At 56.6% G+C, this 24,161-nt stretch carries 24 protein-coding genes; 10 read left to right on the plus strand and 14 right to left on the minus strand.

Annotated elements, in window-relative coordinates; genetic code table 11:
• The first annotated feature begins 225 nt into the window (after positions 1–225).
• The gene (gene lexA / locus D3870_RS10885) at positions 226–888 is read left to right on the plus strand and encodes a transcriptional repressor LexA (RefSeq protein ID WP_119739031.1); all 663 of its coding nucleotides are present in this window, start codon (positions 226–228) and stop codon (positions 886–888) included.
• Between the two features lie 117 nt (positions 889–1,005).
• Here the strand turns inward: lexA and D3870_RS10890 are convergent, their stop codons facing one another.
• The gene (locus tag D3870_RS10890; protein WP_119739033.1) at positions 1,006–1,764 is read right to left on the minus strand and encodes an RNA methyltransferase; all 759 of its coding nucleotides are present in this window, start codon (positions 1,762–1,764) and stop codon (positions 1,006–1,008) included.
• A 130-nt stretch (positions 1,765–1,894) separates the two neighbouring features.
• On the opposite strand from D3870_RS10890, the gene D3870_RS10895 reads away from it, so the two are divergent.
• The 4 genes from D3870_RS10895 to D3870_RS10910 all read left to right on the plus strand — a co-directional run bounded on the left by D3870_RS10895 (position 1,895) and on the right by D3870_RS10910 (position 7,976).
• Entirely contained in the window at positions 1,895–2,680 is a 786-nt protein-coding gene (locus D3870_RS10895) for an inositol monophosphatase family protein (protein WP_199710755.1), read from the plus strand.
• Between the two features lie 165 nt (positions 2,681–2,845).
• Positions 2,846–4,132, plus strand: coding sequence for a DEAD/DEAH box helicase (locus D3870_RS10900; protein ID WP_119739035.1), 1,287 nt, complete (start codon positions 2,846–2,848; stop codon positions 4,130–4,132).
• A gap of 282 nt (positions 4,133–4,414) precedes the next feature.
• The gene (gene mutS / locus D3870_RS10905; RefSeq protein ID WP_119739037.1) at positions 4,415–7,027 is read left to right on the plus strand and encodes a DNA mismatch repair protein MutS; all 2,613 of its coding nucleotides are present in this window, start codon (positions 4,415–4,417) and stop codon (positions 7,025–7,027) included.
• Between the two features lies 1 nt (position 7,028).
• Positions 7,029–7,976, plus strand: coding sequence for a hypothetical protein (locus D3870_RS10910; protein WP_119739039.1), 948 nt, complete (start codon positions 7,029–7,031; stop codon positions 7,974–7,976).
• A 36-nt stretch (positions 7,977–8,012) separates the two neighbouring features.
• Here D3870_RS10910 and D3870_RS10915 read toward each other — a convergent pair whose 3' ends face one another.
• On the minus strand, positions 8,013–8,552 hold the full coding sequence (locus tag D3870_RS10915) for an FKBP-type peptidyl-prolyl cis-trans isomerase (protein ID WP_119739040.1): 540 nt from the start codon (positions 8,550–8,552) through the stop codon (positions 8,013–8,015).
• A 161-nt stretch (positions 8,553–8,713) separates the two neighbouring features.
• Here D3870_RS10915 and D3870_RS10920 point away from each other — a divergent pair, with 161 nt between their 5' ends.
• Both D3870_RS10920 and D3870_RS22745 read left to right on the plus strand, forming a co-directional pair.
• Positions 8,714–9,838, plus strand: a complete 1,125-nt coding sequence (locus D3870_RS10920; protein WP_119739042.1) for a cupin domain-containing protein — start codon at positions 8,714–8,716, stop codon at positions 9,836–9,838.
• A 216-nt stretch (positions 9,839–10,054) separates the two neighbouring features.
• Positions 10,055–10,318 carry a hypothetical protein gene (locus D3870_RS22745; RefSeq protein WP_119739044.1) on the plus strand — a complete coding sequence of 88 codons (264 nt, stop codon included), beginning with the start codon at positions 10,055–10,057 and terminating at the stop codon, positions 10,316–10,318.
• Positions 10,319–10,454: 136 nt separating this feature from the next.
• Here D3870_RS22745 and D3870_RS10930 read toward each other — a convergent pair whose 3' ends face one another.
• The 10 genes from D3870_RS10930 to D3870_RS10975 form a co-directional block, all read right to left on the minus strand.
• Positions 10,455–11,234 (minus strand): MBL fold metallo-hydrolase, encoded by a 780-nt coding sequence (locus D3870_RS10930; RefSeq protein WP_119739046.1) that lies wholly within the window; start codon positions 11,232–11,234, stop codon positions 10,455–10,457.
• Positions 11,235–11,240: 6 nt separating this feature from the next.
• Entirely contained in the window at positions 11,241–12,398 is a 1,158-nt protein-coding gene (gene bamC / locus D3870_RS10935; protein ID WP_242489937.1) for an outer membrane protein assembly factor BamC, read from the minus strand.
• A gap of 53 nt (positions 12,399–12,451) precedes the next feature.
• On the minus strand, positions 12,452–13,330 hold the full coding sequence (gene dapA / locus D3870_RS10940) for a 4-hydroxy-tetrahydrodipicolinate synthase (RefSeq protein WP_119741959.1): 879 nt from the start codon (positions 13,328–13,330) through the stop codon (positions 12,452–12,454).
• An 87-nt stretch (positions 13,331–13,417) separates the two neighbouring features.
• Entirely contained in the window at positions 13,418–13,999 is a 582-nt protein-coding gene (locus tag D3870_RS10945; RefSeq protein ID WP_119739048.1) for a class I SAM-dependent methyltransferase, read from the minus strand.
• Between the two features lie 11 nt (positions 14,000–14,010).
• Positions 14,011–15,213, minus strand: a complete 1,203-nt coding sequence (locus D3870_RS10950; RefSeq protein WP_119739050.1) for a tryptophan--tRNA ligase — start codon at positions 15,211–15,213, stop codon at positions 14,011–14,013.
• Positions 15,214–15,219: 6 nt separating this feature from the next.
• Complete coding sequence (locus D3870_RS10955; protein WP_119739052.1) at positions 15,220–15,879, minus strand: site-2 protease family protein; 660 nt, start codon at positions 15,877–15,879, stop codon at positions 15,220–15,222.
• 130 nt (positions 15,880–16,009) lie between these two features.
• Positions 16,010–16,633, minus strand: coding sequence for an L-threonylcarbamoyladenylate synthase (locus D3870_RS10960; RefSeq protein ID WP_119739054.1), 624 nt, complete (start codon positions 16,631–16,633; stop codon positions 16,010–16,012).
• Positions 16,634–16,681: 48 nt separating this feature from the next.
• A complete protein-coding gene (gene htpX, locus D3870_RS10965; RefSeq protein WP_119739056.1) occupies positions 16,682–17,560 on the minus strand; it encodes a protease HtpX in 879 nt (292 codons plus the stop codon).
• Positions 17,561–17,681: 121 nt separating this feature from the next.
• Positions 17,682–18,518, minus strand: a complete 837-nt coding sequence (locus D3870_RS10970) for a 3',5'-nucleoside bisphosphate phosphatase (protein ID WP_119739058.1) — start codon at positions 18,516–18,518, stop codon at positions 17,682–17,684.
• Positions 18,519–18,691: 173 nt separating this feature from the next.
• Complete coding sequence (locus D3870_RS10975; RefSeq protein WP_119739060.1) at positions 18,692–19,567, minus strand: alpha/beta fold hydrolase; 876 nt, start codon at positions 19,565–19,567, stop codon at positions 18,692–18,694.
• A 120-nt stretch (positions 19,568–19,687) separates the two neighbouring features.
• Here D3870_RS10975 and D3870_RS10980 point away from each other — a divergent pair, with 120 nt between their 5' ends.
• Positions 19,688–21,370 (plus strand): acetate--CoA ligase, encoded by a 1,683-nt coding sequence (locus tag D3870_RS10980; protein ID WP_119739062.1) that lies wholly within the window; start codon positions 19,688–19,690, stop codon positions 21,368–21,370.
• 2 nt (positions 21,371–21,372) lie between these two features.
• Here D3870_RS10980 and D3870_RS10985 read toward each other — a convergent pair whose 3' ends face one another.
• Positions 21,373–21,660 carry a hypothetical protein gene (locus D3870_RS10985; RefSeq protein WP_119739064.1) on the minus strand — a complete coding sequence of 96 codons (288 nt, stop codon included), beginning with the start codon at positions 21,658–21,660 and terminating at the stop codon, positions 21,373–21,375.
• A gap of 157 nt (positions 21,661–21,817) precedes the next feature.
• Entirely contained in the window at positions 21,818–22,648 is an 831-nt protein-coding gene (locus D3870_RS10990; protein WP_119739066.1) for a ferritin-like domain-containing protein, read from the minus strand.
• A 51-nt stretch (positions 22,649–22,699) separates the two neighbouring features.
• Between D3870_RS10990 and D3870_RS10995 the strand changes: the two genes are divergently transcribed.
• Entirely contained in the window at positions 22,700–23,224 is a 525-nt protein-coding gene (locus tag D3870_RS10995; protein WP_119739068.1) for a gamma carbonic anhydrase family protein, read from the plus strand.
• Entirely contained in the window at positions 23,221–24,150 is a 930-nt protein-coding gene (hslO, locus tag D3870_RS11000) for an Hsp33 family molecular chaperone HslO (protein ID WP_119739070.1), read from the plus strand. Before D3870_RS10995 ends, hslO begins: the two co-directional genes overlap by 4 nt.
• Positions 24,151–24,161 lie beyond the last annotated feature (11 nt).

The following is a 24,161-nucleotide window of genomic DNA, read 5'->3' on the forward strand; positions in this document are numbered from 1 at the left end:
TGGACGGATAACAAATTGCCCACCTCGGCGTCAAGACGAGTGTGGGAAGAGGAAAGCCGAAAATGATAACCTGAAAACAGCGAAAATTCAATTGTTTCAAAGCCTTACCCGACATGCATATCACCGCGCAGTATTTGCTGCCAGCCGCTTGCAATAATACGAATACTGTATAAAAATACAGACTGTCTTTATGACCAGCCATTCTTGCCCATCAAACAAGCAGCCATGATCAAACTCACAGCCCGCCAGGAACAAATTCTCCGCCTAATCAGGGAAGCAATCGATAACACCGGTTTCCCCCCAACCCGAGCCGAAATCGCTGCCGAACTCGGCTTCCGGTCGGCAAACGCAGCGGAGGAACATTTGCAGGCATTGGCAAGAAAAGGAGCGATCGAGATTTCCCCAGGTACTTCGCGCGGGATCCGATTGCGAGACATGGCATCGGGGGATGTACCGAGCCGGGTTGGCACGCAGATGGCCCTCCCCCATCCGCATCTGATGCAGTTGAGTCTGCCGCTGGTTGGCCGTGTGGCTGCGGGCTCGCCGATCCTCGCTCAGGAGCATATCGAAACGACATACAACGTTGATCCCTCCCTGTTTTCGGCCAAGCCGGATTACCTGCTCAAGGTGCGTGGATTGTCGATGCGAGATGTCGGCATCCTTGATGGAGATTTGCTTGCAGTCAAGAAAATCGATTCGGCAAAGAACGGGCAAATCGTTGTCGCACGCATTGGCGATGACGTCACGGTAAAGCGATTCAAGAAAACGGGATCGCTCATTGAACTTTTACCGGAAAATCCGGACTTCGAGCCCATTCGCGTGGAAGAGGAACGTGACGGTTTTGCACTGGAAGGATTGGCGGTTGGTTTGTTGCGCGCCTGGGGCTGATGCACGGAAGGACGCACGTGACAACTTCTCGTGCGTTGTCGGACCACATTTGACGAACGATCAAAACAATGTCCGGACGGAATATCATCCAATCCAATTGCGGGCACTAGCAACTGGCTATCGATGGCATTTGCGCAATATCTGCGTTGCAATCCCTCTCAGGATATTCACTTCCTCGGTTTCCAATTGCGTTCGTGAGAACAGCCGTTTAAGTCTAGGCATCAATTTTTTCGGATTCGCAGGATCCAAAAATTCAATCACCACCAGCGCCTGCTCCACATGCGCATACATGCCGTCGATCTGTGCCATTTCTGCCATCTCTCCTTGAAATCCGATTGGCGACACCGGCACGACGTCGCCCGCGGCAGCCACCCGGCATTCATACGCCAGCACTTGAACCGCTTGTGCAAGATTGAGCGATGAATAGTCGGGATTCGCGGGGATGTTGATCAGGACATTACATTTTTCAACGACGTCATTGGCCAAGCCGTAACGTTCATTTCCGAAAATCAAGGCTGCATTCAGGTTCGGTGCAGCGGCAAGTTGCATCGCCAAGGCGCGCGGTGCCAGTACCGGCGGCGAGAATTCGCGCAGTCTTGCCGTCAAGGCTGCCGCATAGTTGCACCCGGCGAGCGCATCGTCGACAGATCCAACGATGCGTGCCGAATTCAAGATATCTTGTGCACCGCTCGCAAAGGCAATCGCTTCGGCATGTCCCAACACATCTGGAAAGCGCGGATTGACCAGTACGAGTTCGGAAAACCCCATGGTTTTCATCGCACGCGCGACCGCGCCAATGTTGCCCGGATGGCTTGTTTCAATCAGCACGAAACGCAGGCGTTTGAAAAGAGAAATACTGGATTGCGACTGGTTCATTTAAAATAGCGTCATTGCGCGGCAAACTGACTGTTCGGCCAGACCTGCCGCATCGCTCATTAATTCATCTCATGTGGTTCCGTGCGGTACGCAACGGTGCCGCGATTTTAACGGAATTTTCATGCATCCCATGCTCAACACGGCGGTGAAGGCAGCTCGTCGCGCCGCCTCGATCATCAATCGTGCTTCGTTCGACATCGAACGCGTGAAGGTCACCCAGAAGCGCCATAACGATTTTGTCACCGAAGTCGATCAGGCCGCCGAAATGGCCATCATCGAGATTCTGAAAAACGCCTATCCCGATCATGCAATCCTGGCCGAGGAATCGGGCCCATCCGCCAACCTGCATGATGAAAACGAAAACGTCTGGATCATCGATCCGCTCGACGGCACGACCAATTTCATCCACGGATTTCCACAATACTGCGTATCGATCGCACTGCAGCAGCGCGGCCAGATCACACAAGCGGTCGTGTACGACCCCACCCGCAATGACTTGTTCACCGCTACCAAGGGGGCCGGTGCATACCTGAATGATAAGCGCATTCGGGTAGGACGCCGCGACAAGGTGGCAGATGCGCTCGTCGGCACCGGCTTTCCGTTTCGCGACATGGAAGGGCTGGAGGAATACCTGCAAATGTTCCGCGTCATGACGGAGAGAACCGCAGGCCTGCGCCGTCCGGGTGCTGCAGCACTTGATCTCGCCTACGTCGCCGCCGGTCGCCTGGACGGTTTCTTCGAAAAAGGTCTGCAACCGTGGGACATGGCGGCAGGCTCGCTTCTCATCACCGAAGCCGGCGGCATCATGGGAACCTTCGCCGGCGAATCGGACTATCTGTACAAGGGCGATGTCATCGCGGGATCGCCGAAAATCTTTGCCCAGATGGTGGCGCTGCTTGCGCCATTTGCAAAATAAGCAACGACACGTATTGCGTAGCAACGTGCAATGCCGTCATTGCACGCGCGACTTTACACACCAACCTCTCAACCGCACCTTTCGGTAATTTTCCGAGTGCACATTCGCCTGCCCGCGGCTCACGCCCTCGATAACGGCGGGCGAATATTTTTCGATTGATTATTCATGCCTTTTAACAGCCTCGGCCTTGCCGAAGAAATCGTTCGCGCTGTTCGCGAACAGGGATACACCACTCCCACCCCGATTCAAACCCAAGCCATTCCTGCAGTATTGGCGGGCGGCGATCTGCTCGCCGGAGCGCAAACCGGTACCGGCAAGACCGCCGGCTTCACCCTCCCGATTCTGCATCGACTTGCAGCGCGCACTGCCGCCACGGCAGGAGCAAGCCGGCCGATACGTGCACTCATCCTGACCCCGACGCGCGAACTAGCCGCCCAGGTCGAAGAAAGTGTGCGCGTTTATGGCAAGTACCTGAAACTGACCTCCGCAGTTGTCTTCGGCGGCGTCGGCTTCAATCCGCAGATCAAGCTGCTGAAGCACGGCGTCGATATTCTGGTCGCCACCCCGGGCCGCCTGCTCGATCACATGCAGCAAGGCACCGTCGATCTCACCAGAATTGAAATCCTGGTTCTCGACGAAGCAGATCGCATGCTCGACATGGGCTTCATCAGGGATATTCGCCGCGTCCTCGCCGTATTGCCGCCGAAGCGGCAAAACCTGCTGTTCTCCGCAACGTTCTCCGATGACATCAAGGCCTTGGCGGAAAGTTTGCTTGATGCTCCTGCCGTGATCGAGGTAGCGCGCCGCAATTCCACCGTCGAAGTGATCACGCAAAAAGTGCATCCGGTGGACCGCAATCGCAAGCATTCGCTCCTCAGTCACCTGATCAAGGAGCGTCAGTGGCCGCAAGTGCTCGTCTTCACCCGCACCAAGCATGGCGCCAACAAACTGGTCGAACAACTCGGCAAGGAAACCATTTCGGCGCTCGCCATTCACGGCAACAAGAGTCAGGCGGCACGTACGCGGGCACTTTCCGAATTCAAGGATGGTAGCTTGCAGGTGCTGGTTGCGACCGACATTGCGGCACGCGGAATCGACATCGACTTGCTGCCGCATGTCGTCAACTACGACTTGCCGAACGTGCCGGAAGATTATGTCCATCGTATCGGCCGCACCGGCCGTGCCGGCGCGACAGGCGAAGCGGTCTCGCTGGTGTGCGTCGATGAGCATGACCTGTTGAAAGACATCGAGAAACTGATCAAGCGCACATTGCCGCGCGAGGTCATCGTCGGATTCGAACCGGATCCCGACGCCCGCCCTCAACCGATCCAGCTCCGCAGCGGCAACCATCCGCATACGAACGGCCGCCCCCCCAGGTCAAAAACCCAGCAAACAAGCCGGCCTGCCGGCAAACCCGCTGCGCCGCATCGCTCGGGCGGACGAGGCAGATAGTTTTCTTGCTTGTCGCCTGTGCCAGCGCACATCTGGCGTCTGGCACACGAAGAGGTGGAGCCTGTCCTTTGACTGACAGATTGCTCCACCGCCGGCGAATACGGCGCATCGTGCCGGGTATAAAATATTTCGCTGCATCGGCGTTGCCTGAAATCCTCCTCATCAAAGTCAACGCGATGCATCCAATCTAGAAGGGCTGGGATGGCTTTGAAACCTGCGTTGAAACCGGAAACCGGCGAGGGGCTGCCTCGCGCTCACGCATCATTGGAGAAACATACTCCGATGATGCAGCAATACCTTCGCATCAAGGCAGACTATCCGACCACACTGGTGTTCTACCGGATGGGCGATTTCTACGAACTGTTTTTCGACGACGCCGAGAAAGCCGCACGGCTCATCGGCATCACGCTGACGCAGCGCGGTAATTCCAACGGCTCGCCAATCAAGATGGCTGGTGTGCCCTTCCATTCGCTCGAACAATACCTCGCCAAGCTGATCAAGCTCGGCGAATCGGTCGCCATTTGCGAACAGATCGGCGACCCGGCGACCAGCAAAGGGCCGGTAGAACGGAAAGTATCAAGGGTCGTCACACCTGGCACCCTCACCGACTCCGACCTGCTTCCCGAAAAATCCGAACGCCCCTTGCTCGCGCTTTGTACCGTCGCGCAGCGCAAGACCGTGACCGTCGGATTGGCGTGGCTTTCCATGGCCAGTGGTGCCTTGAAGCTGATGGAATTCTCCGGCGATGCGAAAACGCTCGATGCTCGATTGAAGCAGGAGCTCGAACGCATCGCCCCCGCGGAAACCCTTGCCGCGGAGAGTGAACAGGGCATGCTTGCCGGGACTGCCGCCAGCAGGATAACGTCGGTGCCCGATTGGCATTTCGATATTGCCAGCGGCAAACAGGCGCTGCTGGATCAATTGTCCGCCGCGATGCTGACAGGCTTTGGCGCGGAAGGATTGACTGCGGCGGTTGGTGCGACGGGCGCATTGTTGCGCTATGCGCAAGCGACGCAAGGAAAGGGATTACAGCATGTGCGCACGCTGGCTGTCGAAACGGAAAACGAATTCATTGGACTGGATGCCGCGACGCGTCGCAATCTGGAGCTGACCGAAACCATTCGCGGCCAGGAAGGCTCGTCCGCATCACCTACGCTCTTCTCGCAGCTGGATCATTGCCGCACCTCGATGGGATCGCGCCTGTTGCGCCATTGGCTGCATCATGCCAGGCGCGACCAGCACGTCGCCAAGGCGCGCCACGTGGCCATCAATGCGCTGATGCGTGCCGATGCCGCCTCGGGGTTGTCCGCCACGCTGGCCGCGGTGCCGGATATCGAGCGCATCACCACGCGCATTGCGCTGCTGTCGGCGCGCCCGCGCGACTTGGCGGGCTTGCGCGGCGGATTGCAGCAACTGCCGTCGCTGCGGGCATATGTCGATATGTGCAACAAGGATGCCGATGCGCCATTGCTGAAAGAGATTCATGATGCGTTATCGACCCCGGCCGAATGTCTTGATCTCATCGAACGTTCGATCGCGTTGGAACCGGCGGCAATGGTGCGCGATGGCGGCGTGATTGCGCGTGGTTTCGATGCCGAACTGGACGAATTGCGCGCGCTTTCGGAAAATGCAGGGCAGTTCCTCGTCGATCTGGAAACCCGCGAACGAGCACGCACCGGCATCGCCAATCTCCGCGTCGAGTACAACAAGGTACACGGCTTCTACATTGAAGTCACACACGGCCAGACCGACAAAGTACCCGACGATTATCGCCGCCGCCAGACCTTGAAGAATGCCGAACGCTACATTACCCCCGAACTGAAGGCATTTGAAGACAAGGCGCTTTCCGCACAAGAGCGCGCCTTGACGCGCGAAAAACATCTGTATGAAAGCGTACTGAATGAGCTCGCGCCGCACATCGGCATACTCCAGACAATCGCGCATGCGATGGCGCAACTGGATGTGCTGGTAGCACTGGCCGACCATGCCGTACGCTACAACTGGCGCGCCCCTCAACTGGTCACAGAGCCGGCGATCCTGATCGAACAGGGCCGCCATCCGGTGGTTGAAAACCAGATTGAACGATTCATTGCCAACGATTGCGAACTGTCCAGCGAACGCAAACTGCTACTGATCACCGGACCGAACATGGGCGGCAAGTCGACATTCATGCGGCAGACCGCCTTGATCACATTGCTGGCATACGTCGGCAGCTTTGTGCCGGCCGACAACGCCGCTATCGGACCGATCGACCGCATCTTCACCCGCATCGGCGCAGCCGACGATCTGGCGGGCGGACGTTCGACGTTCATGGTGGAGATGACGGAATCGGCGGCGATCCTGAATGGCGCGACCGAGCATTCACTGGTCCTGATGGATGAGGTCGGGCGCGGCACATCGACCTTCGATGGCCTGGCGCTCGCGTGGGCGATCGCGCGACATCTGATCGAAACCACCCGCAGCTTCACGCTGTTCGCGACACACTATTTTGAATTGACCCAACTGCCTGACACATACAAGGCGGCGGCCAACGTGCATCTTTCCGCTGTCGAGCACAAGGACAGCATCGTGTTTCTGCACGCCGTGCAATCCGGTCCGGCCTCCCAAAGCTACGGTTTGCAAGTTGCGCAATTGGCGGGGGTACCGCAGCCGGTTATCCGCGCAGCCCGCAAGCACCTCGCGGCCCTGGAAGCGCATTCCGTCCAGGCGACGCCGCAATTCGACCTGTTCGCCAGCAGCATGCCGGCACCGGAACCGGAGTCCGATGAACCCCAAATTGGCGATGCCGCCACAGAAGTGGCCAATGCGCTATCGGCAATCGATCCCGATGCATTGTCGCCGCGTGAAGCACTCGATGCGCTCTATCGTCTGAAGAGCCTGGCCAATCAGCAATAAGATGAAGAACCCATTCCTGCGATACCTGCTTGCGTTCGGTGTTGCACTCGCCGCATTGCCGGCATGTGCTGATTCCAAGGACTTCAGCTTCGCCGTGATTGCGCCGTCGTCCAAGGAAGATTCCGACGAGACGGTGCTGCGCGAAGCACTCAATGACACCGACGAATTGAACCTCGCTTTTGTCGTTTCAAACGGTATCAAGGCCGCATCCGAACCTTGCAGCGACCGGATATATAACCGTCGCAAGTCACTGCTGGATGGGGCCAGGAATGGTCTGATTGTTTCGCTTGCCGCGAGCGACTGGACCGAATGCAAGAACGCGAACGGCAAATCATCTGCAATGGAAAGATTGAACCGGCTGCGAGAGATATTCTTCAGCGATGAGTTTTCCATGGGGGGCAGCCGGATTCCGCTGCTGCGTCAATCAACGATCGCAAAGTTCCGCAGCTATGGGGAAAACGCTCGATGGGAATTCGGCAATGCGATGTTCGCGACAGTAAATCTTCCCGGCAACAATAACCATTATTCATCGGAGGCAGGTCGCAACAGCGAATTCGAAGATCGACTTGTTGCGAATAAAGACTGGCTGCAACGCGTCTTCAACTATGCGTCGCGCAGAAAATTGAATGGCATTGTCTTGTTTTGTGATGGGGACCCGCTATCCAAGCCGGTTCGTCCGAATGGCAAACGTGATGGATTCGCCGAAACAAGAAAACAAATCACAGCACTTGCAGCAAAATTCGCTGGACAGGTGCTGATTATCCACAATCAAGCCATCGCCGCCCCACATGAGTCGGCGAAAATTCTGTGGACAGGGAATCTGGGCACGCTCGAACTCGGCAATTCGTGGCTGAAATTCAATGTCAGCCCATCCTCTCCAAGCTTGTTTTCCCTGGCGGACGATTCTGCCGAAACGAAGCATGGCATTCAATCACCCGCATTACGGTAGCGTCGGTACCAAGACCGTCGCTACCGCACCTGCGAATCAGTGAATCGGATGGCTTCGAAAGTGGTCACCCGCATCATCATCCAAATCATCGTGATGGTGACCGTGCGGACCATGCACATGCTCATGTGCAATCTCTTCATCCGTCGCCGTACGTACATCAGCCACATTCAAGTTGAAGCGTAATGCCATGCCTGCCAATGGATGATTGCCATCGAGTACGACCTTATCGTCTGCAATTTCAGTGACAGTGAAGATCAGCGACTCTTCGCCTTCGTCTCCGCCATCCGGCGTGCCCTCGAATTGCATGCCCACTTCAAGCGGCTCCGGCAAGCGATTGCGCGGCTCGATCTTCACAAGACTTGCATCATATTCACCGAACGCATCTTCCGGCTCAACCTGGATCGTTGTTTCGTAGCCAGTATCCTTGCCCTCCAGCGCCTCTTCAATCTTCGGCAGCGTATTTTCGTAGCCACCGTGCAGATAGACCATCGGTTCACGGCTTTCTTCGATCAGATTGCCCTGAGCATCCGACAATTTGTAATGCAATGTCACTACCGTATTTTTGGCAATCTTCATGGTGCTTCCTTTCCTAGGTTGTCAATCGAATTATACCTGCCAGCACCTGCATTCAACCTCACCACACATTGACGCAGCGTACTTCGAAAATGATCTGCAATGAATCTCGGGCGATCGTTTTTGGATGTTTATGACAAGGCACGAACTTATATAATGTCGCAATGAAAAAACTCACTCTCCTCGGCAATATCTCACCGCAGCAATTTCTGCACGACTATTGGCATAAAAAGCCGCTTTTGATACGCGGCGCATTTCCGGAATTCAAACCCCTCTTGCCGCGCGACGCATTATTTCAACTGGCGGCAAATGATGAAGTGGAGTCCCGACTCGTCACGCATTTCAATCAACACTGGCAAATGCAAAACGGCCCCTTCGAAAAACTTCCATCAGTCAAGAAAGATGCATGGACCTTGCTGGTGCAAGGCGTCAATTTGCATGACGATGCAATCAGTGCATTGATGCAGCAGTTCCGCTTCATTCCGGATGCACGACTCGACGACCTGATGATCAGCTATGCGACCGATGCTGGCGGCGTCGGCCCCCATTTTGACTCGTACGATGTGTTTTTGTTACAGGCGCACGGACAACGTCGTTGGCGTATCAGCGCGCAAAAGGATTTATCGCTGATTGAAGGCATGCCGCTGAAGATACTGAAAAATTTCGAACCAGAGCAGGAATTCCTGCTGGAACCTGGCGACATGCTCTATCTTCCGCCGCATTATGCGCACGATGGCATCGCCATCGGCGAATGCATGACCTACTCCATCGGATTTCGCGCCCCGGCCTATCAGGAACTCGGTGAGGCGTTTTTGCAATTCATGGTTGATTCGATCGATTTACCCGGGCGTTACGCCGACCCGGAATTGAAATTGAACAAGCGCCCGGCCGAGATCAGTCGCGCAATGCTGGCACAGATTACGTTTGAACTATCGAAAGTAAAATTCACCGACGAAGACATGACGATATTTCTCGGCGAATATTTGTCGGAACCGAAAATCAATGTATTTTTCAATCCGCCAGAAAAGCCCCTTACCTTCAAGCGCTTCGAACAGCTCGCAACCAAACGCGGCATTGCATTGTCGCGCCGCACCCGTATGCTGTACCGAGGCAAACATGTATTCATCAACGGAGAATCATTTGCAGTCGGCCGACAGGACAAGACGACGCTGTCGACGCTGGCGGACCAGCGACAGCTTGATGGAGAGGCAGTACGTGCAGCCTCAATCGACGTGATCGAAGCCATGCATACGTGGTATCAAGACGGATGGCTCGACTTGCAAAAATAAAAAGAAACATGTTGCAAGCTTACAAAGTCCTTACTCCGAAGAAAATTCCTCCTGCTTTGTGGCAAAAAAGTCGCTATAATCGTGAGTTAGGAACTTTTCCATGTGCAACATCGCAGCATTTGCGAATGCGTAACATCAGCGAAAATGCCCTATTGAGCGATAATTACCGGTAATTATTCATCGCAAAATTTTGATAGAAACCTTTGAAGGAAAATCATGAAAAAAACACTGTTGATCGCTTCCCTTTTGGCTGTTGCTTTGGCTGCTTGCGGCAAAAAAGAAGAAGCTGCTCCGGCAGCAGCACCTGCTGCAGCACCGGTTGAAGCCGCTCCGGCAGCAGCTCCTGCTGCAGCACCGGCCGACACTGCAGCTGCCGCTCCGGCTGCTGCCGCTCCGGCTGACGCTGCTGCTGCACCGGCTGCTTCGGCACCGGCTGACGCTGCTGCACCGGCTGCTGCAGGCGCATCCGCTTCCAAGTAATCGATAGATTATTGGATTAAAAGCCGGCCGATGGCCGGCTTTTTTATTTGCTGATTATTAGCCATCATGATTAGCCGATCATGAACAAGCAGGCGACCTTGCCCATCTTGAATAATCCCTGCTGATGCAGCAGCGGTCATCCTGCAATTTTGACCCAATCGAATCCCTCCTCCTGGCAGGCAATCACGATTTCAATCGAGGTCGAATCAACCGCCCGCGAAAGCGCCTCATGAGCAAGCTCAGGCGTATTGTTTTGCTGGCTCAAATGGGCACCAATGACGATCTCCAGACGAGACTTGTCTACAGCGGAAAGAATTTCCGAAGTCGCGTCGTTCGATAAATGCCCATACGCACCGCCGATACGCTGGCGCAGCGAAGGCGGATAAGCTGACTTTGCAAGCATTTCGCGATCATGGTTGCATTCGAGCATCAAGGCATTGCAGTCGCCCAATGCCTTGATCAAGTGCGGAGTCGATTGCCCCGCATCCGTCAACACACCCAGCTTGAAACGCCCATCACTTGCCACATACTGGACGGGCTCTCGCGCATCGTGAGGCACTGTGTAGGGGAAGAGCTCAAGATCGCCGATGACCAAGCGGTCACCGTCGCGGCAAAAATGCAAAGTTACGCCATCGCACTGTTTGCGTACCGCACTGTAAGTACCATGACTGAGCCACACAGGAATGCGATGGCGGCGCGCAAATTTGAAGACGCCACCGACATGATCCTGGTGTTCGTGTGTGACAACGATGCCCGTCACATCCGTTGGTGCCACTCCCAAGCGCTCCAGTCGGCGTTCGGTTTCACGGACAGCGAATCCGCAATCGAGCATGACGGTCGTATGGGTTGCTCCGGAGACGGTGGAGATCAGCAGCGCATTTCCATCGCTGCCGCTCCCAAGACTGGCAAACTTCAAGTACGGCTATTTGAGCTGATCGTTCAGGAGCGAAAGTATCTTGTCCGCAGTCGAGGACGATTCCGGACGACCTTCATTGTTTAGAACTGCAACTTGGCTGACCGCGCCAGCACCCTTGACAGCGACTTGATAACGCTGCGCAGATATGGCCTTGTCACTACCGGATCCGAAGGAGAACAGTTTCGAGAAAAACCCCTTGTCCGTAGCCGCCTTGTTTTGCGCATCCCGTCCTTGATCTACATAGCGCACAAAGTACAGACCTTGCGTGCGATCGCGGTCTTCTACTGTAAACCCTACACGATCCAAGGCTAGTCCCACACGACGCCACGCGCGATCAAAGCTTTCGTCAACCTCGACGTACCCGCCATTACTGCCCTTCACTACCTTGGCGCGTGTCGGCTGGCTGACAACGCTCGCTGCCGCAGTCTTGGCACGGGTATCTTCAACGCCAAGGCGCGCCATCAAGCGGGACAGAAATTCGGCCTCAAGCTCTGGATCTGCCGGACGCGGCGTCCATACAGTGCCCTCCTTTTGCTGACCCACCAGCACTTCTTGCGCGCCACGATGGCTGATATAGATTTCGGTGCTTCCATCCGCAGCGCGTTCCAAGCGTGTGCGGAACTTGTCGCGTTCACCTGTTGAATACAGACTATCCAGTGCCTTGCCGATTGTGTTACGGATGAAATCCTGCGGAATCTTTGCGCGATTTTCCGCCCAGTCGGTTTCCATCAAGCCGGATTGGGGCGACTCAAAATTAATCAGGAAACCGGAATCCTGCCAAAAATCCTTGATCTGCGGCCACAGTGTTTCAGGCGCTTGCTTGACCACCAGCCAGCGCTGATTGCCACTACGCTCCATATGCATGTCTGCAGTGGCTTTGGGAGCGACTACCGCAGTAGAGGTCGGGCGCACATTCTGCTGGAGGCCATACCCCGAAGCAGTGGCCGTGCCGCGGTTTGCCTCGGGAATTGCGTAGCGATTTTCGCGTTGCAGCTGGGTCAGGTCCGGCGGTACTTCGAGGGTCGGTGCCTTGCCCGCGCTCTTATAGTCGACACGATCCGGTTCCAGCATCGAGCTGAGGGAGCTGCAGCCCGTCAGACCGGTCAGCGCCAACGCGTAAATAAGTCCATGTTTTGCCATGCAAGAGGTCGTGCTTTTAATCATGTCGATGCCAAGAATAAGTTCAGTGTATGGACCAAGTCGCCATTTTCCGGCGCTTATTGTAATACACCCGACTCGCGCAATGCCGCGCGCACTGTCTCATGGAAATTCGCACCCAGTGGTGCCAATGGGAGCCTGATGCCTGCCGGGATCAAATCCATTTCAACCATCGCCCACTTGACCGGAACTGGATTGGGTTCGACGAAGAGATTGTTATGCAGCGGCAACAACTTGTTGTTGATCTCGATTGCTTCGGCAACCTTTCCATTCATGGCTGCCACGCAGAGGTCGTGCATGCCGCGCGGCGCGACATTGGCGGTAACGGAGATGTTTCCTTTTGCGCCGCAGAACATTAATGCCATGGCAGTCGCATCGTCGCCCGAATAAACAGCGAATGTTTTCGGTGCAAGGCGCAACAAATCACTGCCGCGCGCGATATTGCCGGTCGCATCCTTGACGCCGACGATGCCTGATACTTGAGCGAGGCGCAGGATCGTTTCATTGGACATGTCTGCTACTGTGCGTCCCGGCACGTTGTAGAGGATGACAGGAAGATCGACTGCTTCGGCAATCTTCTTGAAGTGCTGATACATACCTTCCTGCGTCGGACGGTTGTAGTAAGGTACCACTTGGAGTGAAGCGTCCGCGCCAACATTCTTTGCATACTGCGTCAACTCAATGGCTTCGGCCGTCGAATTGCCACCAGTGCCAGCGATGATCGGGATGCGTTTGGCCGCATGTTCGACCGCGACCTTGATCAATTCGCAGTGCTCCTCCACCGACACTGTCGGCGATTCACCCGTGGTGCCAACGATGACGATTCCGTCCGTGCCCTCGGCAATATGCCAGTCAATCAGTTTGCGTAATCCCGGCAGGTCGAGACTGCCGTCCGCATGCATGGGAGTGACGATTGCGACTATGCTGCCCTGAATCATGATGGTGTTTGTCTTGCGCAAAGATGTAAAAGATTGATTGTAGCGGATCACTTGCGTCCGTGGGGCTGTCTTGACTGGAATGCATTCTCAGTTCAGATGCAGACTTGAAGGATTTTCATCGCCTTCGCCCCTCCCCTTTAACACGCAGATTCGCTGCACCATCGCGGGCTTGGGAAAATCAACGTAACCGTCCTCGAATGCAATGATGCGCAACGACGGAACACATTGAATTTCTGTCAACCTCAGCAACTCGCCATGCGTCAGCAGGAAGTCCGGATTGGACGGTTTGCCATACCGCTCGTTCCCGCAGGTGAAGGTTTCATAGATGAGGATGCCTCCGGGCGCAAGGCTGTAGAGAATTCTGGGCAGTAGCGGGCGGTGCAGATAATTGGTCACCACAATGCCATTGAACCGGTCTGCCTCGAAGGGCCACGACGCACTCCCGTTACTGTCGTCCTCGAGATCGACTGGCAATGTACGCACCCCATCCGCCGCAGCCCGCTCCAACGCGGCAGAATCGCGATCGACGGCGAGCACCCGATAACCGCGCGCTGCCAGAAATCTGGCGTGCCGGCCGCTGCCGCATGCGAGATCGAGCACTTCGCCTTCCGGAATCAATGAAGCGAAGCGCACGACCCATGCAGAGGGCTGGTCAAAGGCGGCATGCATATCGTCTGTCGTCAACGATAGTTCAAGCCCATCGCCTCACGCACATCCCGCATCGTTTCCTGTGCAAGCTTGCGCGCCTTGTCACATCCATCGTCGACGATCGCACGGACCAGCGACGGATCGTCGAGGTATTGTTGCGCACGTTCGCGCATCGGTTCCTGCTCTTTCAGTACCGCATCGATTACCGGTTGCTTGCACTCCAGGCAGCCGATGCCGGCCGACTTGCAGCCTTTCATCACCCAGTCTTTGGTATCACTGCCGGAGTACACCTGGTGCAGTTGCCATACCGGGCATTTTTCCGGATCGCCCGGATCGCTGCGGCGCACGCGCGCGGGATCGGTTGGCATTGTTCGAATCTTCTTGATGACCGATTCCTTGTCTTCGCGCAGTGCGATCGAATTGCCATAGCTCTTCGACATTTTCTGTCCATCGAGGCCCGGCAATCTTGATGATTCGGTAAGCCTTGCCTGCGGCTCGATCAAAATCATCTTGTCGCTACCTTCCAGATGACCGAACAGTCTCTCGCGGTCCTGCAGCGACAGACTCTGCGCCTGGTCCAGTAAAGCTTTCGCCTGGGTCAGCGCCTCTTCCTTGCCCTGCTCCTGGTACGCGGTACGCAATTCGGCATACAGCTTGCCCGCTTTGCCGCCGAGCTTCTTGACCGCTTGCTGCACCTTTTCTTCAAAGCCTTTTTCCTTGCCGTACAGATGATTAAAACGGCGCGCGATTTCCCGCATCATTTCAATATGCGGGATCTGGTCTTCGCCGACCGGCACGAGGCTGGCGCGATAGATCAGGACATCGGCGGCCTGCAGCAACGGGTATCCCAAAAAACCATACGTGGCCAGATCGCGGTCGGCCAGCTTTTCCTGCTGGTCCTTGTAGGTCGGCACACGCTCCAGCCAGCTGAGTGGCGTCGTCATCGACAGCAGCAGATGCAATTCGGCGTGTTCAGGCACTTTGGATTGAATGAAGAGAGTTGCCTTGGATGGATCAATACCTGCAGCGAGCCAGTCGATCAGCATGTCCCACGTGCTGGTCTCGATGATGCTGGGATCATCGTAGTGCGTGGTCAGCGCATGCCAATCCGCGACAAAGAAAAGGCATGGCAACTCGGATTGCATTTTGATCCAGTTCTTGAGGGCCCCATGGTAGTGGCCAAGGTGCATCGCACCAGTCGGGCGCATGCCGGAGACGACACGGTCAGGAAGCATAATCGGTCAGTTCAAAAGTAGAGTCAGAGGAAAAACGAGCAGCATGAGCACCGTTTCCGCGATGCTTATCACCGGGAAAATCCAGTACTTCGACAAATTGAAAAAGATGAGTGCCAGTACTATGAAGAAACCATAAGGCTCGAGCTGCGCAAACTTGTATGCATACTTGTGCGGCAACAGGCTGGTCATGATGCGCCCGCCATCGAGCGGCGGAATCGGCAGCAGGTTGAATGCGAAGATCACCAGATTGATCCATACACCGGCGTGCGCCACACGCATGAAAAACGGTTCATCAACCTGCATTGCGCGCAGCAGTATCCCCAGCACCATCCACAACAAGGCCATCACGAGGTTGGCGGCAGGGCCTGCCAATGCCACCCACGCCATGTCACGCTTGGGCTTGCGCAGGTTGCCCCACTCCACCGGAACCGGTCTCGCGTAGCCGAACAAGAATGCGCCGGCGGTCGCTATGTAGAGCAGTATGGGGATGATGATGGTGCCGAACGGATCGATGTGCTTGATGGGATTCAAGCTCATCCGTCCTTGCTGATAGGCGGTTGCATCGCCCAGATATTTGGCCGCATAGGCATGGGCGGCTTCATGCAGAGTGATCGCGAAAATCACCGGCAGTGCGTACACTGCAATCGCTTGAATAATCTCGTTCATGAGGCGAATTTTATCAGAGGGGCACCAGGGCCGACTGTCGGTACGGAATCCCGGAAGCCGCACCGAACCGATTAACTCAATGCATTGCCGAAATCACAATTGTGCCGATGCGATTCTCTTCAAACCGGTTTTACAGGCCGAACATCCGCGCATCGCCGCGCCCCTGACGTATCAACGTCGGCTCCGCGCCGGTCAGGTCAATCACTGTTGTCGGCTCGAAGCTGCATGCACCGCCATCAATGACGAGCTCGATCTGCCGCCCGAGCTTCTCCTGCATTTCGTCCGGCTCGGTCAATGCATCGACTTCACCCGGCAGAATGAGTGTGGTGCCCAGCAAGGGCTGGCCCAGTTCTTCGAGCAAGGCGCGTGCAATCAGATTTTCAGGCACACGCAGTCCGATGGTCTTGCGTGATGGATGGCTCAGGCGGCGCGGAACTTCCTTTGTCGCTTCGAGAATGAAAGTGTACGGCCCCGGAGTCGCCGTCTTCAGCATCCGGTATTGGCGATTGTCTACCAGCGCATACACGGCAATCTCGCTCAAGTCCCTGCACAACAGCGTCAGATGATGCTTCTCATCCACGTCACGGATGCGCCGCAACCGCTCTACCGCGCTCTTGTCGTCGAGCTGGCATACGAGCGCATAGCAGGAGTCGGTCGGCAACGCGACAATGCCGCCGGAGCGGATGATTTGCGCTGCCTGCCTGAGCAGGCGAAGCTGCGGGTTGTCGGGGTGGATTTGAAAAAATTGGGTCATGAAGAAAAACGGCGGTAGTTTTCACACTACCGCCGTTACTCCAGTCAATCAGTGCGCGCCTCGCAACGCGGCGATGCGCTGCTCAATCGGCGGATGACTCGCAAACAAGGCCGAGAAGCCGGAGGGTGCGCCATTGATTCCCATTGCCTCGAAGGCCTTTGGCATGCTCACTGGCGGTTCCAATCCCCCCAGACGGGCAAGTGCTTTCACCATGGGTTGCGGGCTGCCCAGCAACTTCGCAGATCCGGCATCGGCGCGAAATTCGCGGTAGCGGGAGAACCAGGCAACAATGATCGACGCGAGGATACCGAACAGAATCTCACAGACGAAAACCGTGATCATGTAACCGACACCCGGACGGTCGTCGTTGCTGCGAAACAGTGTTTTGTCGACAAAATAGCCAACGACGCGCGCCAGAAACACGACAAACGTATTGACGACGCCCTGGATCAAGGTCAGCGTCACCATGTCGCCGTTCGCGACGTGGGCGATTTCATGCCCGAGAACGGCCTCGACTTCGTCCTTGGTCATGCTTTCCAGCAGGCCGGTGGACACCGCAACCAAGGCTGAATTCTTGAATGCACCGGTGGCAAACGCGTTCGGCTCGCCATCGTACACAGCGACTTCCGGCATCGCGATGCCGGCGCGGTCGGCCAGCCGCTTTACAGTGTCGACCAGCCACAGCTCCGTCGACGACGATGGCGAGTCGATGACGCGTGCGCCGGTCGACCACTTCGCCATCTGCTTGCTGATAAGCAGGGAAAAAATCGCGCCGGTAAAGCCCACCACCAGCGAATACACCATCAATGTGCCAAGGTTCAAACCGTTTGCTGTGAGAAAACGATTGACACCGAGCAATGACAGAACAATCGACATCACCAGCATCACAGCAAGGTTGGTTGCAAGAAACAGCACGATTCTTTTCATTAGGGAGCCTCCTTGGTTGAAAGCGTTTTTCAGATAGGTTTACTTGTTGAATTTTCAAGAGGGCGCGGTGATGGCGCGCACCACTTCGTCGCTCAATTGCGGGAATGATATTGCAAAGTGCTTACAGCCGCCAATCGTGCCAGATCGGCGTCAGTGTCGCAGGCAGAGGGGGAAGTTTGCCGAGATCGACATGAGATTCGCCCGGCGCGTGAAAGTCCGAGCCGCGCGAAGCAAGCAGGCCGTAGGTCTTGGCGATCTTGGCGAATTGTTCATACTCTTCGATGGTATGGCTGCCCGTGACGACTTCCACGGCGGTTCCGCCCAGGCGCTTGAACTCGTTCAGGAAAATATCCAGTTCAAGATCGCTGAATTGGTAACGTCCGGGATGGGCAACCACTGCGATGCCGCCTGCGGCTCGAATCCACGTGACCGCTTCCTGAAGGCTCGCCCATCGGTGCGGCACGTAACCAGGATTGCCTTCAGTCAAGTAACGGCGAAACACTTCCCCGATGTCCTTGCACACACCCAATTCAAGAATATAGCGGGCGAAGTGCGTGCGCGAAATCAGATCCGGGTTGCCCACGAACTTCAATGCGCCTTCAAATGCATCGGGAATACCGACTGTCGCGAGATTGGCAGCCATTTCATGCGCACGCCGTTCACGGCCCGAACGGGTGGCAGCCAAGCCCTTCACCAGGGTTTCATTGGTTTCGTCGATTTGCAGGCCAACGATATGCACGGTATCGCCCGCCCACGTGATCGATATCTCCACACCCGGAACATATTTCAAGCCGAATGCAGCAGCCGCTTCACGCGCCTCCTTGATACCGCCGATTTCATCGTGATCGGTCAATGCCCATACTTCAACGCCATTTGCCTTGGCGCGCGCCGCAACACCGGCCGGCGGCAAGGCGCCGTCCGAGACATTGGAGTGTGAATGAAGATCAACGTTGAGCATGCGTAACGTGCTGTCTGTACAGAAGAGTAATCAAATGTCAATTGTACGCCGACTTGCCTGCGTGATGCCACGCGGATCAGCCTGCTTACACGCTGTTACATCCGCGCGCTTGTCACGTAATTTGGGACAAGGATCGGCTTTTCAACAGTATGCAGATCGCTCACCAGATTCACTCACACAAGGAAACGCTCAATCAGCTCGGCCAAGGCTTGCGGCTGGTCATGATGCAGCATATGTCCCGCATCGCTGATCGTTGCGGTCTCTATGTTGCGAATAAACCCGATGCGCCGGTCAATCTCGATTCGTGCCGTTTCCTTCGGTCCCATCCAGCGCCACGCCTCGGTGTCATCTGCCTCGACCCACAAGACCGGTGCCGCAATGGCCTTCCAGCACGCAAGCACCTCCTCGACGCGGTACAGAATCGGGCTCGTCAGCTTGTGTGCCGGGTCGCCGAGGATTTCCCATTCTCCGCATTCATTCCTCTTCGCCCAATGCTCGGATAGAAATGCTGCACGCTGGTCCGTCAAGCGCGGATTCGTTTTTTGCAGACGTCCGGCGACCTCGGCCTGCGTGGCGTAGCTGCGCATAGTCGGCGGGTTGCGCAGTTCATCCAGCCATCGTGCGTATCGTCCCGGCGCTTGCTCTGAATTGGATGCGGGCAGGCCGAAACCTTCCAGATTGATCAGCTTCGCAACACGAGCCGGACGCACCCCGGCGTAGAGGCATGCCACATTGCCGCCCATGCTGTGGCCGAGAAGACTCACCGGCCGGCCGGGAGAATAGTGGTCCAGGATCGCATCCAGATCGCCAAGATAATCGGGAAACCAGTAGCAGTCTGCATCCGCATTCTCCGTCAAGCCGAAGCCGCGCCAATCGGGCGCGATCACATGCCAGTCGCGCTGCAGACAATCAACCACGAACTGGAACGAGGCCGCCACGTCCATCCAGCCATGCAGCATGAACAGCATCGGCGCAGACGCATCTCCCCAGTGGCGAATGTGGTACTGAAGGCCTCGGACCGTGATAAATTCTGAGCGAGAAGGATTCATGTTTTTCATTTCAGGAGTGCGGCTGAGATCAACGCACGGCCGCAGCGGATTAAAGCTCCGCGGATCCGGAAAACAAGCAGAGCAATAGAACGATCGTTCGATAATTATAGTGGAGACCGCATGACACGCGCAGACAACAAGCTCGCTGCCGACCGCTACGACACGCTGTACAGCGAATTCCGCTGGCAGGTGCCGGCATCCTTCAACATTGCCGAGGCATGCTGCGCACGCTGGGCAAAAGACCCATCGCGCGTGGCGATCTTCCATGAAGATGATGCCGGACACACCGGGACGCTGTCTTACGCGGAACTGCAGATCGAGGCGAATCGCCTGTCCAATGTGTTGCGTGCGCTGGGCGTCTCGCGTGGCGATCGAATCGCCATCATTCTTCCGCAAAGGCCGGAAACCGCCATCGCGCACATCGCCTGCTATCAACTTGGCGCGGTGGCAATGCCGATGTCGATCCTGTTCGGCCCGGATGCGCTGGAATATCGCCTGCAGAATAGCGAAGCGATCGTGGCACTGGTCGATCAAGCCGGGATGCAGAATCTCGGCGAGGTCCGCCACGCATGCGCCAATCTGCGACACATCATCGCGATCGATTGCAATGACAGCGATGCACTGGATTGGCACGCCGCATTGAGCGGTGCAAGTGCAGACTTTCAGCCCGTCGCCACACGCGCCATCGATCCCGCTGTGCTGATTTACACCAGCGGCACAACCGGCGCCCCGAAGGGCGCATTGATTCCACACTCCGCCATCATCGGCAATCTCACCGGCTTCGTCGCGTCACAGAACTGGTTTCCGCGTGAAGGCGATGTGTTCTGGTCGCCCGCCGACTGGGCGTGGACCGGAGGGTTGATGGATGCATTGCTGCCATCCCTGTATTTTGGCAAGCCGATTGTCGGATACCGCGGCCGCTTTTCAGCCGACACGGCCTTTTATCTACTCGAAAAATACGGCGTGACCAACACCTTCCTGTTTCCCACCGCGCTCAAGATGATGATGAAGGCGCATCCCGCACCGCGCGAAAAATACGCGCTCAAGCTGCGCGCCATCATGAGCGCGGGCGAAGCCGTGGGGGATGCGGTTTTCAACTGGTGCAAATCTGCGCTTGGCGTCATCCCGAACGAAATGTTCGGCCAGACCGAAATGAACTACATCGTCGGCAACAGCGCGCAGCAATGGCCCGCCAAACCGGGCAGCATGGGCCGGCCCTACCCCGGTCATCGCGTCGCGGTGATCGACGATGACGGACACGTGGTGAAAACCGGGGAAACGGGAGAGGTCGCCGTCAACCGCCACGACATTCACGGCCATCCCGATCCGGTGTTTTTCATCGAATACTGGAAGAATCCGGAAGCCACACGAAACAAGTTCACCGGCGACTGGTGCCGCACGGGCGATCTCGCCTTGGTCGACCAAGACGGATACCTCTGGTATCAGGGCCGTGCGGATGACATGTTCAAGGCTGCCGGCTATCGAATCGGCCCATCCGAAATCGAAAACTGCCTGGTCAAGCATCCGTATGTCATCAATGCCGCCGTGGTGCCGAAACCCGACGCCGAACGCGGCAATATCGTCAAGGCGTTTGTCGTCCTGACACCGGGCGCGCTGCGCAGCAAGGAAGCGGACGATGCACTGATCGCCGAACTGCAAGCGCATGTCAGGGGCAAGCTTGCCCCTTATGAATATCCCAAGGAAATCGAATTCATCGACGAGTTGCCGATGACCACGACAGGCAAGGTACAGCGCCGGATTCTGCGCCTCATTGAACAGGAAAAAGCGCAGAACGGGCGCTGAACTCAGTCCTGCTTTTGCACATTGTTGGCAGCGCCCTGCAATTTTTCGCCGGCTTTTTGCAGTGCTTTTCCGGTTGCGTCCGCCGCCTTGTTCAAGCCGTTCCCGGTCGCTTCCGCTGCACGGTTGATGCCATCGCCGGCCTTGGTGAGGGCCTTGTCGATGTGCTCACCGGCTTTTTGCGCAGGCCCCTTTTCCTCTGCCCGGACTTCAGTGTTCTGGCAGGCTGCCAACGATGTAGTCAACGCCGCAGCCGTCATCAATGCAATCAGGGATCTTGCTGAATTTTTCATATCTTGTCGTTTTCTCAAACAGTTGAATCAGGAAGCCGAATGGCCAATGCTCTGAGGAGTGACAGTATCACCACTCTGTCATTCCAGACACGGTGGCGACGCTCATCGCGATACAGCCGGCATGCCCTGCAATGTTGAAACACGATCGCGCACCGCGTCATGCAGTCAACGCTGCCAGCTCAGCCTTGCTGAAGCCCGCCGCCTCCCGCGCTTCCAGGTTGAATGGCCCGCGCAACGGCGGCGCCTTGTATTGCGCCGCGAGCGCGGCATAGGTTTCGATGGGATCCAGAGACCGTTCGCTGCACAGCCAGCCATACCAACGGTTGCCGACGGCGACATGACCGATTTCATCGCGCAGGATGATGTCGAGAATTTCGGCTGCAGCCATATCGCCGGCCTGCGCAAGTTTTGCGCGCACCGGCGGCGACGCATCGAGCCCGCGTGCTTCCATCGTGCGCGGCACCAGCGCAATCCGCGCGAGGACGTCATCCTTCGTCTTCTCCGCCATGTCCCACAGGCTGTTGTGCGCCGTGAAGTCGCCATAGCGGAAACCGTATTTTTGCAGATGCGCCGTCAGCATTGAAAAATGCAAGGCCTCCTCCGCCGCGACACGCAGCCAGTCGGCATAGTAGTCACGCGGCATGCAGGGAAAGCGCCAGACCGCGTCGAGCGCGAGATTGATCGCATTGAACTCGATGTGCGCCAAGGCATGGATCAACGCCGCACGCCCTTCCTCCGTGCGCATCGAACGACGTTTGACTGCAAGAGGAGCGACGAGCACAGGCTTTGACGGACGGCCGGGAATCGGACGATCGGCTTGCAGTGCCGCATCAACACGCAGCGACAACTCGCCGTCTTGCCATGCGATCGCCAAGGCGGTGACACCATCCGCCTTGGCGATCGCATCCGATTCACAGAGCCAGTGCAAGGCGGCTCCGCGCAATTCTTTCAGAGGGGAAATGGAATCCTGATCGGGCGATGCGCTCATGCTGGCAGCGGTACAATTACCGGTTTTAAAATCGCAATTCTACGGAAATCCATGGCCATCTACCAATTGGGCGAACATGTTCCCGACATTGATTCGTCAGCGTACATTGCCGATTCCGCCAACGTGATCGGCAAGGCGAAGATTGAAGCGAATGCCAGCGTCTGGTTCGATGTGACGATTCGCGGCGATAACGAACTCATTACCGTCGGCGAGAACAGCAACCTGCAGGAAGGCTGCGTCCTGCATACCGATCCGGGCTTTCCACTCACGGTCGGCAGGAATGTCAGCGTGGGACATCAAGCCATGCTCCACGGCTGCACCATCGGCGAAGGTTCGCTGATCGGAATACAGGCAGTGATCCTGAACGGAGCGCGAATCGGCAAGAATTGCCTCGTCGGCGCGGGTGCGCTTGTCACCGAAGGCAAGGAATTCCCGGACAACTCGCTGATCATCGGCACCCCTGCCAAAGTCGTGCGCATGCTGAATGAGGAAGACATTGTCCGCATGCAGCGCAATGCGAGCAATTACGTGGCGCGCGGCCGGCTTTTCAAAGAACAACTGAAACGAATCGGATGACGATGGATACACTGCAAAGATTCATGTTCGAAAACGCCTCGGTGCGTGGCGAACTGGTTGAGATTTCCGAAACCTGGCGTCAGGTATTGGCACGGCAAAACTATCCCGCGCCAGTCAAGGTATTGCTGGGGGAAATGCTGGCGGCAGCGGCCCTTTTGTCCGCAAACCTGAAGTTCAATGGCGCCTTGATCATGCAAATTCATGGTGACGGCCCGGTACGGCTGCTGGTGGTCGAATGCGAGGCGGGGTTGCGCATGCGCGCCACGGCGAAACTGGCTCCGGATGCCGTCATCGACGACACTGCCAGCCTGGCGAATCTCATCAACACGCACGGCCACGGCCGTTTCGTCATCACGCTCGATCCGCTCGAGAAGCTGCCCGGCCAGCAGCCCTATCAGGGCATCGTGCCGCTGACGGGTGATTCGGTCGCGCAAATCATCGAAGGCTATATGTTGCGCTCCGAACAGCTTGATACCAGGATGTGGCTCGCCGCAGACGACAATGTGTCGCGCGGCCTGCTGCTGCAAAAATTGCCGAAGGACGGCGGTACCGGAGCATCCGAATCTGACGATCTGGAAACCTGGAACCGGACAGTCATGCTGGGTTCAACCGTACAACGAGACGAGTTGCTGAAGACCGACATCAGTACGCTGATGCGTCGATTGTTCTGGGAAGAAACCATACGCGTATTCGATCCGCAGCATCCTGTCTTTCAGTGCAGCTGTTCGCGCGAAAAGGTCGGCAACATGCTGAAGATGCTAGGCCAAGAAGAGGTTGATTCGGCGCTTGCGGAACTTGGAAAGCTGGAGATCGATTGCGACTTCTGCGGTCAGCACTATGAATTCGACAGTGTCGATTGCACGCAGTTATTTGCGGCAGAAACGGCGAGCGCAGGTTTGCAGCCGCCGGGAGATGTCCGGCATTGATTCCCGGGCAA

This window comes from Noviherbaspirillum cavernae, from assembly GCF_003590875.1.
Classification (GTDB): domain Bacteria; phylum Pseudomonadota; class Gammaproteobacteria; order Burkholderiales; family Burkholderiaceae_D; genus Noviherbaspirillum; species Noviherbaspirillum cavernae.

Excerpts from the sequence above, each read along its gene's own strand:
- D3870_RS10960 (WP_119739054.1), bottom strand. The coding sequence starts at position 16,633 with ATGACCCAATTTTTTCAAATCCACCCCGACAACCCGCAGCTTCGCCTG.
- hslO (WP_119739070.1), top strand. The coding sequence starts at position 23,221 with ATGACGATGGATACACTGCAAAGATTCATGTTCGAAAACGCCTCGGTG.
- D3870_RS10920 (WP_119739042.1), top strand. The coding sequence starts at position 8,714 with ATGAAAAAACTCACTCTCCTCGGCAATATCTCACCGCAGCAATTTCTG.
- lexA (WP_119739031.1), top strand. The coding sequence starts at position 226 with ATGATCAAACTCACAGCCCGCCAGGAACAAATTCTCCGCCTAATCAGG.
- dapA (WP_119741959.1), bottom strand. The coding sequence starts at position 13,330 with ATGATTCAGGGCAGCATAGTCGCAATCGTCACTCCCATGCATGCGGAC.
- D3870_RS10900 (WP_119739035.1), top strand. The coding sequence starts at position 2,846 with ATGCCTTTTAACAGCCTCGGCCTTGCCGAAGAAATCGTTCGCGCTGTT.
- D3870_RS10985 (WP_119739064.1), bottom strand. The coding sequence starts at position 21,660 with ATGAAAAATTCAGCAAGATCCCTGATTGCATTGATGACGGCTGCGGCG.
- D3870_RS10950 (WP_119739050.1), bottom strand. The coding sequence starts at position 15,213 with ATGCTTCCTGACCGTGTCGTCTCCGGCATGCGCCCGACTGGTGCGATG.
- D3870_RS10995 (WP_119739068.1), top strand. The coding sequence starts at position 22,700 with ATGGCCATCTACCAATTGGGCGAACATGTTCCCGACATTGATTCGTCA.
- D3870_RS10915 (WP_119739040.1), bottom strand. The coding sequence starts at position 8,552 with ATGAAGATTGCCAAAAATACGGTAGTGACATTGCATTACAAATTGTCG.
- D3870_RS10895 (WP_199710755.1), top strand. The coding sequence starts at position 1,895 with ATGCTCAACACGGCGGTGAAGGCAGCTCGTCGCGCCGCCTCGATCATC.
- bamC (WP_242489937.1), bottom strand. The coding sequence starts at position 12,398 with ATGATTAAAAGCACGACCTCTTGCATGGCAAAACATGGACTTATTTAC.
- D3870_RS10980 (WP_119739062.1), top strand. The coding sequence starts at position 19,688 with ATGACACGCGCAGACAACAAGCTCGCTGCCGACCGCTACGACACGCTG.
- D3870_RS10890 (WP_119739033.1), bottom strand. The coding sequence starts at position 1,764 with ATGAACCAGTCGCAATCCAGTATTTCTCTTTTCAAACGCCTGCGTTTC.
- D3870_RS10910 (WP_119739039.1), top strand. The coding sequence starts at position 7,029 with ATGAAGAACCCATTCCTGCGATACCTGCTTGCGTTCGGTGTTGCACTC.
- D3870_RS10990 (WP_119739066.1), bottom strand. The coding sequence starts at position 22,648 with ATGAGCGCATCGCCCGATCAGGATTCCATTTCCCCTCTGAAAGAATTG.
- D3870_RS10955 (WP_119739052.1), bottom strand. The coding sequence starts at position 15,879 with ATGAACGAGATTATTCAAGCGATTGCAGTGTACGCACTGCCGGTGATT.
- D3870_RS10970 (WP_119739058.1), bottom strand. The coding sequence starts at position 18,518 with ATGCTCAACGTTGATCTTCATTCACACTCCAATGTCTCGGACGGCGCC.
- D3870_RS22745 (WP_119739044.1), top strand. The coding sequence starts at position 10,055 with ATGAAAAAAACACTGTTGATCGCTTCCCTTTTGGCTGTTGCTTTGGCT.
- D3870_RS10945 (WP_119739048.1), bottom strand. The coding sequence starts at position 13,999 with ATGCATGCCGCCTTTGACCAGCCCTCTGCATGGGTCGTGCGCTTCGCT.
- mutS (WP_119739037.1), top strand. The coding sequence starts at position 4,415 with ATGATGCAGCAATACCTTCGCATCAAGGCAGACTATCCGACCACACTG.
- D3870_RS10975 (WP_119739060.1), bottom strand. The coding sequence starts at position 19,567 with ATGAATCCTTCTCGCTCAGAATTTATCACGGTCCGAGGCCTTCAGTAC.
- htpX (WP_119739056.1), bottom strand. The coding sequence starts at position 17,560 with ATGAAAAGAATCGTGCTGTTTCTTGCAACCAACCTTGCTGTGATGCTG.